This is a genomic window from Streptomyces genisteinicus (genome assembly GCF_014489615.1).
GTDB classification, from domain to species: Bacteria; Actinomycetota; Actinomycetes; order Streptomycetales; family Streptomycetaceae; genus Streptomyces; species Streptomyces genisteinicus.
Window position 1 is genome coordinate 507,043 of the sequence record NZ_CP060825.1, and the last position, 12,932, is coordinate 519,974.

10 protein-coding genes are annotated in these 12,932 nt (G+C 74.2%); 4 read left to right on the forward strand and 6 right to left on the reverse strand.

Annotation, left to right across the window (positions count from 1 at the left end; all coding sequences use genetic code 11):
* Positions 1–100: 100 nt before the first annotated feature.
* The gene (locus IAG43_RS02230) at positions 101–601 is read right to left on the reverse strand and encodes a hypothetical protein (protein WP_147991239.1); all 501 of its coding nucleotides are present in this window, start codon (positions 599–601) and stop codon (positions 101–103) included.
* A 188-nt stretch (positions 602–789) separates the two neighbouring features.
* Between IAG43_RS02230 and IAG43_RS02235 the strand changes: the two genes are divergently transcribed.
* Positions 790–1,179, forward strand: a complete 390-nt coding sequence (locus IAG43_RS02235; protein ID WP_187739058.1) for a hypothetical protein — start codon at positions 790–792, stop codon at positions 1,177–1,179.
* Between the two features lie 17 nt (positions 1,180–1,196).
* Here the strand turns inward: IAG43_RS02235 and IAG43_RS02240 are convergent, their stop codons facing one another.
* Both IAG43_RS02240 and IAG43_RS02245 read right to left on the reverse strand, forming a co-directional pair.
* Positions 1,197–1,850: a CGNR zinc finger domain-containing protein gene (locus tag IAG43_RS02240; RefSeq protein WP_187739059.1), complete on the reverse strand. Its 654-nt coding sequence runs from the start codon at positions 1,848–1,850 to the stop codon at positions 1,197–1,199.
* A 241-nt stretch (positions 1,851–2,091) separates the two neighbouring features.
* A complete protein-coding gene (locus IAG43_RS02245) occupies positions 2,092–2,625 on the reverse strand; it encodes a VOC family protein (protein ID WP_187739060.1) in 534 nt (177 codons plus the stop codon).
* A 295-nt stretch (positions 2,626–2,920) separates the two neighbouring features.
* Between IAG43_RS02245 and paaK the strand changes: the two genes are divergently transcribed.
* Positions 2,921–4,225 carry a phenylacetate--CoA ligase PaaK gene (gene paaK / locus IAG43_RS02250; protein ID WP_187739061.1) on the forward strand — a complete coding sequence of 435 codons (1,305 nt, stop codon included), beginning with the start codon at positions 2,921–2,923 and terminating at the stop codon, positions 4,223–4,225.
* A 154-nt stretch (positions 4,226–4,379) separates the two neighbouring features.
* Here the strand turns inward: paaK and IAG43_RS02255 are convergent, their stop codons facing one another.
* Positions 4,380–5,288 carry an alpha/beta fold hydrolase gene (locus tag IAG43_RS02255; RefSeq protein WP_187739062.1) on the reverse strand — a complete coding sequence of 303 codons (909 nt, stop codon included), beginning with the start codon at positions 5,286–5,288 and terminating at the stop codon, positions 4,380–4,382.
* Positions 5,289–5,564: 276 nt separating this feature from the next.
* On the reverse strand, positions 5,565–7,067 hold the full coding sequence (locus IAG43_RS02260; protein ID WP_187739063.1) for an acyl-CoA synthetase: 1,503 nt from the start codon (positions 7,065–7,067) through the stop codon (positions 5,565–5,567).
* Between the two features lie 154 nt (positions 7,068–7,221).
* Here IAG43_RS02260 and IAG43_RS02265 point away from each other — a divergent pair, with 154 nt between their 5' ends.
* On the forward strand, positions 7,222–9,609 hold the full coding sequence (locus IAG43_RS02265; RefSeq protein ID WP_187744260.1) for a penicillin acylase family protein: 2,388 nt from the start codon (positions 7,222–7,224) through the stop codon (positions 9,607–9,609).
* Between the two features lie 83 nt (positions 9,610–9,692).
* Here the strand turns inward: IAG43_RS02265 and IAG43_RS02270 are convergent, their stop codons facing one another.
* Positions 9,693–10,799: a calcium:cation antiporter gene (locus IAG43_RS02270; RefSeq protein WP_187739064.1), complete on the reverse strand. Its 1,107-nt coding sequence runs from the start codon at positions 10,797–10,799 to the stop codon at positions 9,693–9,695.
* A gap of 147 nt (positions 10,800–10,946) precedes the next feature.
* Here IAG43_RS02270 and IAG43_RS02275 point away from each other — a divergent pair, with 147 nt between their 5' ends.
* Entirely contained in the window at positions 10,947–12,752 is a 1,806-nt protein-coding gene (locus tag IAG43_RS02275) for a serine hydrolase domain-containing protein (protein WP_187739065.1), read from the forward strand.
* Positions 12,753–12,932: the final 180 nt, after the last annotated feature.

The following is a 12,932-nucleotide window of genomic DNA, read 5'->3' on the forward strand; positions in this document are numbered from 1 at the left end:
CTCATGATCCCGACGCTAGAGGTCCGATGAATCACTTGGCAAGAAGCCAACGAAAACTGCCCGGGGCGACACCCCGGGCAGTGCGGAACGGACGGCGTGCTCAGGCCTGCTGGAACAGCTCCGCCGGAAGCGGCTTGAGCAGGGCGTAGAGATCGTCGGTGATCGGCCGGTCCCAGCTGGCGATGGTGACGAGGACGTTGTCGCTGCGGTCGAACTGCACACAGGAGATGCGGCTCTCGGACAGTTTCACCCGCCGCACGATGAGCAGGTTGTCGCCCTGCATCACCGGGGTGTCCTCGACGCCGGTGACGTGGACCGGCTCGTCGTTCTCCAGGGCGAGCAGCAGCTGGGCCGCCTCGAAGGGGATCTCCCCCTCCTCGACCTCGCGGGCCGGCGAGCCCTCCGGGAGGTTGCCGATGATCATCGCGGGGCCGCGGCCGCCGAAGAGGTCGTACCGCAGGAACACGCCCTGGCAGGTGCCGTCGGGAGCGGGCAGCAGACCGGCGCCCAGATTGCCGGGCCAGTCGCCCGGATCCATGGCCAGGACATCGAAGTCCGGACCCGCGGGAGTGGCGGCGCTGCGGCGGCGGAGAAACGACATAACCGCCATGGTACGTGTCCGGAGGCACCCGGCCGAGTCGGGGCCGACGCCCGCGGGAGCCGGTCGGGGAACCGGCGCGGCGCCCGGTGAACGCGGGGTGTCGCACGGCCGTACTCGTGGGCACATCAGGCGTCCGCGGGGAGCAGCGCCCCTCGGGGACGGGGTACCGACAAGGTGAGGACGAGTCCATGAACGACCGTGTCAGCCCTCCGCTGCAGGCCCTCCCCGACGGAGAGGCCGAGCTGCGCCTCGTCGTCCGGCTGGCCTGGGAGGACGTGGCCGCGCTCGGCCGGGAGGCCGGCAGGCTCGCCACCCGGATGCAGCGGCCGGTCAGTCTCGACGAGGCCGCGGGCCACCGCCTGCGCCTCCGTCCGGCCGCCCCCTCGGCGCCGTCCCCGGCCCCGCCGGCGAGCGCGGACCGCACGCAGCAGCTGCCACCGGTGTCCGCGTCGCCCGTGGGGTCGCCGGTCTCCTCGCTGACGGGCCGTTCCCCGGGGGAGCACGCCCGGCAGGCCATCGAGAAGATCAACGGCACGGCGGGGGCGGCGGGCGGCGGCACGGGCACGGCGCCGGGGTAGCGGCGGCTCCCGCCCGGTCAGTCCGCGGCCCGGTGCCGCTCGTGGTGGCGGGCGACGCGCGCGCGGTTGCCGCAGGCGGGCTTGCACCACTCCTGGCGGGGGTGGTCCTTGACGAAGTAGCGCACGCACCGGGGCGCGTGGCACGCGCGCAGCCGGGTGCGGTCCGGGCCCGTGAGGAAGTCGATCGCGGCACGGGCGAGCACGGCGGTCAGGGGTCCGTCCGCGCCGCCGGGTCCGCGCGGTGCGGTGGGACCGGCCGCGGGAGCGCCGGCGCTCCGGGCGTGCGCGGGGAGCAGGGCGGCCACGGGCTCGCCGTCGTCGGGCCACCGCAGCACGGGGACGACGGGGACGGCGGCCGCCGCGGCGTTGAGCCGGGCCGTCGCGGCGTCCGCGGGCAGCAGCCGCCCCTCGTCCGCACGGCTCGGCGCGCCGGGGCGCACGGCGCGGGCGAACAGGGAACGCACCGCCGTCCGCAGGTCGCGGACGGCCGCCAGGACGTGCTCGTCGACCGCGGTGCCGGCCGCCGCCTCGCCGAGGCCGTCGGCGTGCTCGCCGATCCAGGAGGCGAGGTCCCCGGTGCCGGCCAGGTCGTCGGCGACTCCCCCGTGGCCGTCGTGGCGGACGGTGAGGACGAAGGCCAGGACGAGGGCGTGCGGCGCGGGGTCGGTCATGCCCTGAACGGTAACCCCGCCCGCCGGCGGCCCCGGGGGCGGTCCGCCCGTGACACCGGGTGCGCCGGCGACGGCCGTGACCGCCCCGCCGGGCCGACAGACCCGACAGCCCCGGCAGCAGGAACGGGGAGGCGGGCACCGAGCACCCGGAACCCCGGCCCGCGGTCACGGGTCACGGGTCACGGCCCCGGGGTGCCGGGTCACGGGCACGGCGCCGGCTCACGTCACCGGCGGCCGGGCGTCAGTCGTCGACCGCCGTCCCGAGGATCTGCTCGCCCTCGAAGATGCCGAGCCGCTCGCGGTACAGCTCCAGCGGCACGCCGTTGGGGTCGTGGAGGTAGAGGCTGTCCTCCACGCCCCGGTCCGGCCCGAGGTACTCGACCCCCGCCGCGTCGAGCGCCTTCCGGGCGGCCGTGTAGTGCGGGGCGTCCACGGAGAGCGCGAGGTGCTGGACCCCGCCGACGGTCTCGGTGGCGGGCGGGTGCTCGTGGCCGGGGAAGTCGAAGAAGCCCAGCAGGTTGTTGTTGCCGATGTCGAAGAAGAAGTGGGTGGAACCCCGGTAGTCGCGGTTCTCCACGATCTCCACCAGGGGGAAGCCGAGGAACTCCTGGTAGAAGCGGATGGTCTCCTCGACGTCGCGGCAGATGAACGCGACGTGGTGCACACCGCGGGCGGAGCTCACCGGGCGGTCGGCGGGGGCGCGCAGGTAGCGGCTGCGCAGTTCCCCGCGTCGGGCGCGGATCTCCTCCAGCGCGGCTCCCTCGGGCTGCGGCATCACGGACTCCTTCGTTCGGTCGCACAGGGCGGCGGCCGGCAGGATCTGGTCCCCGCTTGTCTGCGGGATTCAACTTCCTTCCCTTCCCCGGCCATCCTCCCGCGATTCGCCCCCGTCCGCCCCGATTGCGGCGTACGCCCCGCGCACCGGGCGTCCGCCCCGGTCCGGACGCCCGCGCACGGGCCGGGCAGCGGGCGCCGCCGATGCCTTGACGCGGCCCCTCACCGGCTGAGTAACTGATCCCGAGCAGATCGACCGAATGATCGGTCGTCCGGTTTGCGACGGGAGTGGGCCCATGACGGACCTGTTGGACGCGGCGGAGCGGCTCGGACGCGAGGAGCTCGGGGCGCTGCAACTGGAGCGCCTGCGCGGCACGCTCCGGCACGCGTACGACAACGTCGGCTTCTACCGCGAGGCGTTCGACAAGGCCGGGGTGCGCCCCGAGGACTGCCGCACGCTCGCGGACCTGGCGCGCTTCCCGTTCACCGCCAAGACCGATCTGCGCGACCACTACCCGTTCGGCATGTTCGCCGTGGACCGCTCGCGGGTGCGCCGCATCCACGCCTCCAGCGGCACCACCGGCCGGCCCACCGTCGTCGGTTACACCGAGCGCGACCTGGACGTCTGGGCGGACGTCGTCGCCCGGTCCCTGCGGGCGGCCGGGGCCCGCCCCGGCCACATGGTCCACATCGCCTACGGGTACGGCCTGTTCACCGGCGGCCTCGGCGCCCACTACGGCGCCGAACGGCTCGGGTGCACGGTCGTCCCCGCCTCCGGCGGCATGACGGCGCGCCAGGTGCAGCTGATCCAGGACTTCCGGCCCGAGATCATCATGGTGACGCCCTCGTACATGCTCACGCTGCTCGACGAGTTCGAGCGCCAGGGCGTCGATCCGCGCGGCACGTCGCTGAAGGTCGGCGTCTTCGGGGCCGAGCCGTGGACGGAGGAGATGCGGCGCGAGATCGAGGAGCGCTTCGCCATCGACGCGGTCGACATATACGGGCTCTCGGAGGTGATGGGCCCCGGCGTCGCGCAGGAGTGCGTGGAGACCAAGGACGGGCTGCACATCTGGGAGGACCACTTCTACCCCGAGATCGTGGACCCGTTCACCGGTGAGGTCCTGCCGGACGGGGAGCAGGGCGAGCTGGTGTTCACCTCGCTCACCAAGGAGGCGATGCCCGTCGTGCGCTACCGCACCCGGGACCTGACCCGGCTGCTGCCGGGCACCGCCCGCGCGTTCCGGCGGATGGAGAAGGTGACCGGGCGCAGTGACGACATGATCATCCTGCGCGGGGTGAACCTCTTCCCGACCCAGATCGAGGAGATCGTGCTGCGGACCGCGCACGTGGCGCCGCACTTCCAGCTCCGGCTGACCCGCGAGGGCCGGCTCGACGCGCTCACCGTGCGGGTGGAGGCGCGGCCGGAGGCGACGGGCGACCAGCGGGCCGAGGCCGCCCGCGCGGTCACCGCCGCCGTCAAGGACGGCGTCGGCGTCTCGGTCGCCGTCGAGGTGGTGGACCCGGAGACGCTGGAGCGCTCGGTCGGCAAGATCCGCCGCATCGTGGACCTGCGCCGCGACGCGGGCGGTTCTCCGTCCTGAGGCTACGGTTCGAGGCGCGCGACCCCTCCCGTTCCGAGGGCCGCCCACAGGGCGCCGTCGGGTCCCAGGGTGATGCCGTGCGGCTCGGCGCCCTCGTCCGCCACGGACATCTCGCTCACGGCCACGGCAACTCCTCGCAGGGGTGAGGTGGGGATCAGCCGGCGTTCCCGCCGGATGCCGAGGTCCGGTCCCGCACCAGGTCGAGAATGATCGCGGCGAGGTCGGCGGGCCGGGTCATGGGGACGTTGTGGTTCGAGCTGATGTCGATCAGCCGGCGGCCGGGGGCGGCATCGGCGACGGCACGCACGTCGTCGCGCCGTGAGGCGTAGAAACCGTCCTCGGCCAGCACGATCGTCATCGGGCAGGTGAGGCGGTCGTACACCTCGGCACTCGGGAAGACGTCCGCGCCGGGCTCCACGGTGGTGACGGTCACGATCTCCTCGACGGCCGGTCGCCGTACCCACCGGTGGCCGCGGTGCAGGAAGGAGCGCCGCGTGACCTCCTCGACGAGTCCGGGCCGTGCTCCGGCGTTGAGCCAGTCCTCTCCGGCCTCCCGCGCGCACTGCTCGGCATAGGCGTGCATCTGGTCGGCATCCGTTTCCCAGCCGTAGCGGAACATCGTCCGCAGGCGGTCCGCCGCCTCCGTGGTCCGTGCGGCGGCATGCGCGGCGAGTGACGCGCTGCGGTCATCGAGCACCATGCCGTCCACGATGCAGAGGGCGGCCGGTTCCATCAGGCCACCGGCAGTGGCAGCCGCCACCGCGTACCCGCCGGTGGAATGGCCCACCAGCACGGGACGGTCCCAGCCCAGCGCGGTGACGACGCCGCCGATGTCCCGCCAGTACTGCTCGGGGCCGGTGGAGTCGAGCCGGGTCTGCCCATGGCCGCGCAGGTCGACGGCGACCGGATGACACTCGCTCACCAGACGGGAGGCCACATCCCCCCAGGCGGCGGCGTTGTGTCCGCTGCCGTGGACGAGCAGCACACCCTCGCCCTGGCCGCCGAAGTCCACAGCCGAGAGGACCCCGTCCACGAGGGGGAGTTCGATCTCTGTTCCGATCACCACTGCACACTGACGACCGGAGGCCGTCGAGCGCAACTCCTCTACTCGCAGGAGACCGACGCGGGCCGGGGATGCCTTCGGACCGCCGGGACCGCCGGGACCGCCGGACGTGACGCCCCCGTCCGCGGTTGGTGACAGCGTCGTCAACGGCACCCCGGCCCCATGAGCCCGCCCGCTCCGGCAGGAGACGGCAGGAGGCGACCGGAGGCAACCGGAGCCCGAGGCCGGCGGAAACGGAGCGGAGGCGTCCGCGCCGGGGGCCGCCCGGCGTGCCCGCTACGCCTCCCCGAAGCGGTCCCGCAGCTCGCGCTTGAGGATCTTGCCGCTGGCGTTGCGCGGGAGCGAGTCGGCGAAGACGATGCGCTTCGGGGCCTTGAAGTGGGGCAGCCGTTCGCGGGCGTGGGCGATGAGTTCCGCCTCGGTGACCTCCTCGCGGGTGACGACGACGGCCGTCACGGCCTCGATCCAGCGCTCGTCGGGGAGGCCGACGACGGCGGTCTCGGCGACGGCGGGATGGGTGTAGAGGGCGTCCTCGACCTGGCGGGAGGCGACCAGCACGCCCCCGGAGTTGATGACGTCCTTCACGCGGTCGACCACCGTGAAGTACCCCTGGGCGTCCCGGACGGCGAGGTCGCCCGAGTGGAACCAGCCGCCGCGGAAGGCCTCCTCGGTCTCCTCCGGCTTCTCCCAGTAGCCCTCGCAGAGCTGCGGTGAGCGGTAGACCACCTCGCCGGGGGTGCCGTCGGCGGCCTCCTCCCCCTTCTCGTCGACGACCTTCGCCTCGACGAAGAGGACGGGCCTGCCGCAGGAGTCCATCCGGCCCTCGTGCTCGCCGGGGCCGAGGACGGTGGCGAGCGGGCCGATCTCGGACTGGCCGAAGCAGTTGTAGAAGGCGAGTCCGGGCAGCCGCGCGCGGAGCCGTTCGAGCACGGGGACGGGCATGATCGAGGCGCCGTAGTACGCCTTGCGCAGGGCGGTCAGGTCCCGGTCCGCGAAGCCCGGGTGGCCGGCCAGGCCGATCCAGACGGTGGGCGGTGCGAAGAGGCTGTCGGCACGGCCGGCTTCGACGAGGTCGAGGATCCGTCCGGCGTCGGGCGCGTCCAGGATGGTGTTCTCGGCCCCGACGGCGAGGTAGGGCATCAGGAAGACGTGCATCTGCGCCGAGTGGTAGAGCGGCAGCGCGTGCACGGGCCGGTCCGTGGCGTGCAGGTCGAGCGCGGTCATGGCGCTGACGTACTCGTGGACCAGGGCGCGGTGCGTCATCATCGCGCCCTTGGGGAGGGCCGTGGTGCCGGAGGTGTAGAGGAGCTGGACGAGATCCTCGGCGGCCGGTTCGCGGGCCGGTGTGTACGGGCGGGGCGCGGACAGCGCGGCGAGCAGCGAGTCGTCGCCCTCCCGCAGCGCCCGCACCGGCACCCCGTCGGGCAGCCGGGACGCGAGGGCGGGGTCGGCGAGGACCAGGGAGCTGCCCGACTGGGAGAGGACGTAGGCGAGTTCGTCGCCGGTGAGGTTCTGGTTGACCGGGACGTGCACGAGGCCGGCCCGGGAGCAGGCGAGGAAGGCGATCAGGTACGCGTCGGAGTTGTGTCCGTAGGCGGCGACCCGGGCGCCCGGTGCGAGGCCGTGGTCGGCGAGGACGGCCGCCGCGGTGGAGACGGCCGCGTCGAGCTCGGCGTAGGTCCAGGTGCGGTCGGCGTAGCGGACGGCGGTGCGGTCCGGGGACCTGCGGGCACTGCGGCGTACGAGGGAGTCGACCGTGTTGCGGTGAGCGCCTGTCATGGCGTGATCCTGGGCGGCCGGATGACGGGACGTCAAGAGGCCGGATACCGACCGGACGGTTGACAGGGGTGCCGGGGGCTGACTGCATAGGGCTCCGCGGACCGGCTGCATGGGGCACCGCTGCCGCGCACTCACGCCGGGAGGCACGTTGCACATCCGGACCCGTATCGGCCGGCTCGCTCTGGCCGCGGTCGCCCTGCTGACCGCCGCGACGACGCTGCCGCCCGCGGCGGCGGCCGACGGCCGCGAACGGCATCCCTCGGGCGGCGGGCTGTCCGCCGTCATCCGCTACACCGAGTACGGCATCCCGCACATCGTGGCCGGGAACTACGCGGACCTGGGGTTCGGCACGGGCTGGGCGCAGGCCGCCGACCAGGTGTGCGTGCTGGCCGACGGGTTCCTCACCGTGCGCGGCGAGCGTTCGCGCCACTTCGGGCCGGACGCCGCCCCGGACGGCTCGCTGTCGTCGGCGGCGACGAACCTCGGCAGCGACCTGTACTTCCGCGGGGTGCGGGACGCGAGGACGGTGGAGCGGCTGCTCGCGACGCCCGCGCCGGCCGGGCCGAGCCGGGAGACCGAGGAGCTGATGCGCGGCTGGGCGGCGGGGTACAACGCCTGGCTGGACCGCAACCGGGTCACCGACCCGGCGTGCCGGGGCGCCGCGTGGGTCCGTCCGGTGACCGCGCTGGACGTCGCCCGCCGCGGGTACGCCATGTCCGTGCTCGGGGGCCAGGGCCGGGCGGTGGACGGCATCACCGCCGCGGTCCCGCCCGGCTCCGCCGGCGCGGCCCCGGGGCCGGCCGCCGGGCCCGATCCGGCGGCGACGGCGCAGGCCGCGCGGCGCCTGTTCGCCGCCGACAGCGCCGACATGGGGTCGAACGCGGTGGCCTTCGGCGGGCAGGTGACGGCGAACGGCCGGGGGCTGCTGCTCGGCAATCCGCACTACCCGTGGCACGGGGGCCGGCGCTTCTGGCAGTCGCAGCAGACCATTCCGGGTGAGCTGAACGTCTCGGGGGCCTCGCTGCTCGGCACGGTCGGCGTCAGCATCGGCTTCACGGGGCGGGTGGCCTGGAGCCACACGGTGGCGACCGGTGTCACGCTCAACCTCCACCAGCTGGCCCTCGACCCGGCGGACCCGACGGTCTACCTGGTCGACGGCGTGCGGGAGCGGATGACGCGCCGGACGGTGACGGTTCCCGTGAAGGACGGCGCACCGGTCGTCCGCACCCAGTACTGGACCCGGTACGGGCCGGTCGTCACCTCTCTGGGCGCCTCGCTGCCCCTGCCGTGGTCGGCGACGACCGCGTACGCGCTGGGCGACCCCAACGCGCTCAACCTGCGCGCCACCGACACGGCGCTCGCCCTCGCGAAGGCCCGTTCGACCGGCGACATGGTGCGCGGCCTGCGCCGCACCCAGGGGCTGCCCTGGGTCAACACGATCGCCGCGGACTCCTCGGGCGGCTCGCTGTTCACCCAGTCGCAGGTGCTGCCGCGCATCACGGACGAGCTGGCCGAGCGGTGCTCCACGCCGCTGGGGCAGGTGACGTACCCGTCGTCGGGCGTCGCCGTGCTGGACGGGTCACGCGGCGACTGCGCTCTCGGCCGGGACCCGGACGCGGTCCAGCCCGGGATTCTCGGCCCGTCCCGGATGCCTCTCCTGGAGGACGCCGCGTACGCGGAGAACTCCAACGACAGCGCCTGGCTCGCCAACGCCGACACCCCGCTGACCGGCTACGAGCGGGTCTTCGGCACCGTCGGCACGCCTCGTTCGCTGCGGACCCGCGGCGCCGTCGAGGACGTGTCGGCGATGGCGGACCGGGGGCGTCTGACCGTGCGCGACCTGGAGCGGCAGCAGTTCGCCAACCGGGTGCCGGCCGCGGACCTCGCCGTCGCGGACACGGTGCGCGCCTGCCGTGCGCTGCCGGCCGCGCCGGCCGGGGCGTGCGACGCCCTGGCGGGCTGGGACGGCCGGATGGACACCGGCAGCCGCGGGGCGCTGCTGTTCGACCGGTTCTGGCGGGCGCTGACGGGGTCGGTCCCGGCGGCCCGGCTGTGGAAGGTGCCGTTCTCGGCGGCCGACCCGGTGGCGACGCCGCGCACCCTGGACACGGCCTCGCCGGAGTTCGCCGCGGCGCTCACGCGGGCGGTCTCGGAGCTGCGGGCCGCGGGCATCGCACTGGACGCGCCGCTCGGCGACCACCAGTTCGTGGTGCGGGGCGGCAAACGGTTCCCGGTGCACGGCGGCACCGAGGCGCTGGGCGTGTGGAACAAGATCGAGGCGTCCTGGCAGCCAGGGGCCGGCGGCTATCCGGAGGTCGCCCACGGGACGAGCCACGTGCAGGCGGTCGGCTGGGACGGCAGCGGCTGCCCGGCGGCCCGCACCCTGCTGTCGTACGGGCAGTCGTCGAACCCGCTGTCGGCGCACGACCGGGACCAGACGGCGCTCTACTCGGGTGAGCGCTGGGTGACGTCGCGCTTCTGCGAGCGGGACATCCTCGCCTCGCCGGACCTGGAGGTGGTGCGGGTGCGCGAGCGCCGCTGACCCCCGGTGCCGACGGCCCGTGGGGCGTGGTCCGCCGGGCCGCGCACCGCGGGCCGCGGGCCGCGCACCAGGGCCCGTGTGCGCTACGGGCTCACCGCCAGGAAGACGAAGGCCGCCAGGATGGCCAGGTGCACACCGCCCTGGAGCGGTGTCGCCCGGCCGGGCACGATGGTCAGCGCCCCGGTGACGACGGTGAGGGCGAGCAGCACCATGTGGGTGGCGCCGAGGCCGAGGACGAGCGGTCCCTCCAGCCAGATCGTCGCCAGGGCGATGACGGGGATGGTCAGGCCGATGCTGGCCATCGCCGAGCCGAGCGCCAGGTTGAGGCTGGTCTGCACCCGTTCGCGGCGGGCGGCGCGCACGGCGGCGAGCGTCTCCGGGAGCAGCACCAGCAGGGCGATCACCACGCCGACGACGGCGTGCGGCATCCCGGCGGACTCCACCCCCGCCTCGACGGTCGGCGACACGGCCTTGGCGTCGCCCACGACGGCGACGAGCGCGACGAGCAGGAGCACCAGGCTGGTCACCGCGGCGGCGCGGGTGGGGCTCTCGGCCCGGTCGCCCTCCTCGTCCTTGAGTTCCCCGTCGTGGGTGACGGACAGGAAGTACTCCCGGTGGCGGACGGTCTGGACGGCGACGAACAGCCCGTAGAGGCCGAGGGACGCGATGGCGGCGAAGGTGAGCTGGGCGGTGGAGAACTCGGGGCCGGGCTTGCTGGTGGTGAACGTGGGCAGCACCAGGCTCATGGTGGCGAGGGTGGCCACGGTGGCGAGCGCGGCGCCGGAGCCCTCGGCGTTGAAGACGGCCACCCGGTGCCGGAGCGCGGCCACCAGCAGGGACAGCCCGACGATGCCGTTGCAGGTGATCATGACCGCGGCGAACACGGTGTCCCGGGCCAGGGTGGCGGACTTCGCTCCGCCGTCGACCATCAGGGTGACGATCAGCGCCACCTCGATGACGGTGACGGCGACGGCCAGCACCAGCGAGCCGAACGGCTCCCCGACCCGGTGGGCGACCACCTCGGCGTGGTGGACGGCGGCGAGGACGGCCCCGGCGAGGCAGAGCGCGACCACCACGACGGCGAACGGCGAGAGGTCGCGTCCCCAGCTGAGCACCAGCGCGACGACCGCGGCCAACGGCACCCAGACCGTCCACCGGCGCATGAGGGACACGAGGTTCACCGCACTCATGCGGGCAAGGCTGCCAGCGCGCGGCGGCGTGCGCGCGGCGGGATTCCGGGGGCGAGTCCCGTCCAGGTGGTTGACAGTCCACCGACACTGCAAGAAAGCTTCACGCGTCGTCGAAGATCCGAAAGATATTTTCAGGGAGGATTCCGGATGACCGGGGACGCAGCACACAGAGGGAGCGGGGACATCAGCAGACGAGGACTGGGACGCGGGGCCATGGCCCTCGGCGGCGCGCTCGCGCTCGCCGCCGTGCCCTTCGCGGCCCAGGCGGCCGGGCCACCCGCCGCGGGAGCCGGCGGACCGCACCGCCCGACCCTGCGGCGCGGCTCCCCCGAGCGGGCCGGACTGCTCGCCCCCTCGCTCGACCGGCTGGTCACCGACGCCGAGACCTTCCTCCAGCCCTCGCCCCGGCGCCCCTGGTACGCCGGAGCCGTCCTGCTCGCCGGACGCGGCGGCACCGTCGCCCTGCACCGGGCCATCGGCAAGGCCCTGCGGTACTCGGCCTACGACGAGGCCACCGACACCGGCGTCGAGCTGCCCGCGGACGAGCAGATCGCGATGCGCGAGGACACCGTCTTCGACCTGGCGTCGGTCTCCAAGCTGTTCACCTCGATCCTCGCCGTGCAGCAGATCGAGCGGGGGACGCTCGGGCTGGAGGCGACCGTCGCCTCGTACCTGCCCGAGTTCGCGGCGGCCGGCAAGCAGGACATCACCGTGCGGCAGCTGCTGACCCACACCTCCGGCTTCCGGTCCTGGATCCCGCTCTTCAAGGAGCCGACGCAGGAGGGACGGCTGCGGCTGCTGTGGAACGAGGCGCCGCTGAACCCGCCGGGCACCCGCTACCTCTACTCGGACCTCAACCTGATCTCCCTGCAACTGGTGCTGGAGAAGATCACCGGCCGCACCCTGGACGTGCTGCTCCGCGAGGAGATCACCGCTCCCCTCGGCATGCACCGCACCCGCTTCAACCCGCCCGCCGAGTGGCGGCCGCGCATCGCCGCCACCGAGGACGCCCGGCTGCCCTGGTCCGGCCTCGACAGGGGCATGGTGTGGGGCGAGGTCCACGACGAGAACGCGTACGGCTTCGGCGGAGTCGCCGGGCACGCGGGCGTCTTCTCCTGCGCCTGGGACCTGGCGGTCCTCGCCCGCACCCTGCTCAACGGCGGCGTCTACGGCCGCGCCCGGATCCTGTCCCCGGAGTCGGTCGAGCTGATGTTCACCGACTTCAACACCGACTTCCCGGGCGACGAGCACGGCCTGGGCTTCGAGCTCTACCAGCACTGGTACATGGGGGCGATGGCGACTCCCCGCACCGCGGGCCACACGGGGTTCACCGGGACCAGCATGGTGCTCGACCCGACCACCGACTCGTTCCTCATCGTCCTCGGCAACTCGGTGCACCCCGTGCGCAGCTGGCGCTCCGGCAGTGCTCCGCGGGCGAAGGCCGCCGACAACATGGCCCGCGCGGTCGCCGTGCGCCCGGCCCGGGGCCGCACGGCCTGGTTCACCGGGATGACGAACGGCGCCACCGCCGTGCTCGCCCTGCCGCCCGTGGGACCGGGCGCCGGACGGCTGCGCTGCTCCCTGTGGTGGGACACCGAGCCCGGCGCGGACGCCGTCGTCCTGGAGGCGTCGGCGGACGACGGGGCCACCTGGCGGCCCGTGCCGTTCGAGACCACCGCACCCGGCGGCGCCCCCCGGTCGCACCCCGACGGGACGGCCTCCGGCTGGTCGGGGCGGGTCTGGCACGACGTCCTGGCCGATCTGTCGCCCTGGAGCGGCGCGCCGGTGACCGTCCGCTGGCGCTGCACGACCGACACGCTCTACGTGGGCCGGGGCGTGTACGCCGACTCGCTGCGCGTCGAGGACGCCTCGGGCCGCCGCCTCTTCGACGAGTCCCGGCCCTCGGACGCGGCCCGCGTGCGGGCCGTCGGCTGGACGCCCTCGCGCGACTGACGGGCCCACCGCACCCCGGGGCGTGCGCGCGCCCTGCCGGCCCCGGTGCCGCGGCACACGCCGCGGCACCGGGGCCGCCGCATGACCGCAGGCCCTCCGAACGTTCGGCGAAGTTTCGTAACACCGATGTGAAACTTCACATCGATCCGGGCAGTCCGTGCGGCAACCAGACGCCGACCG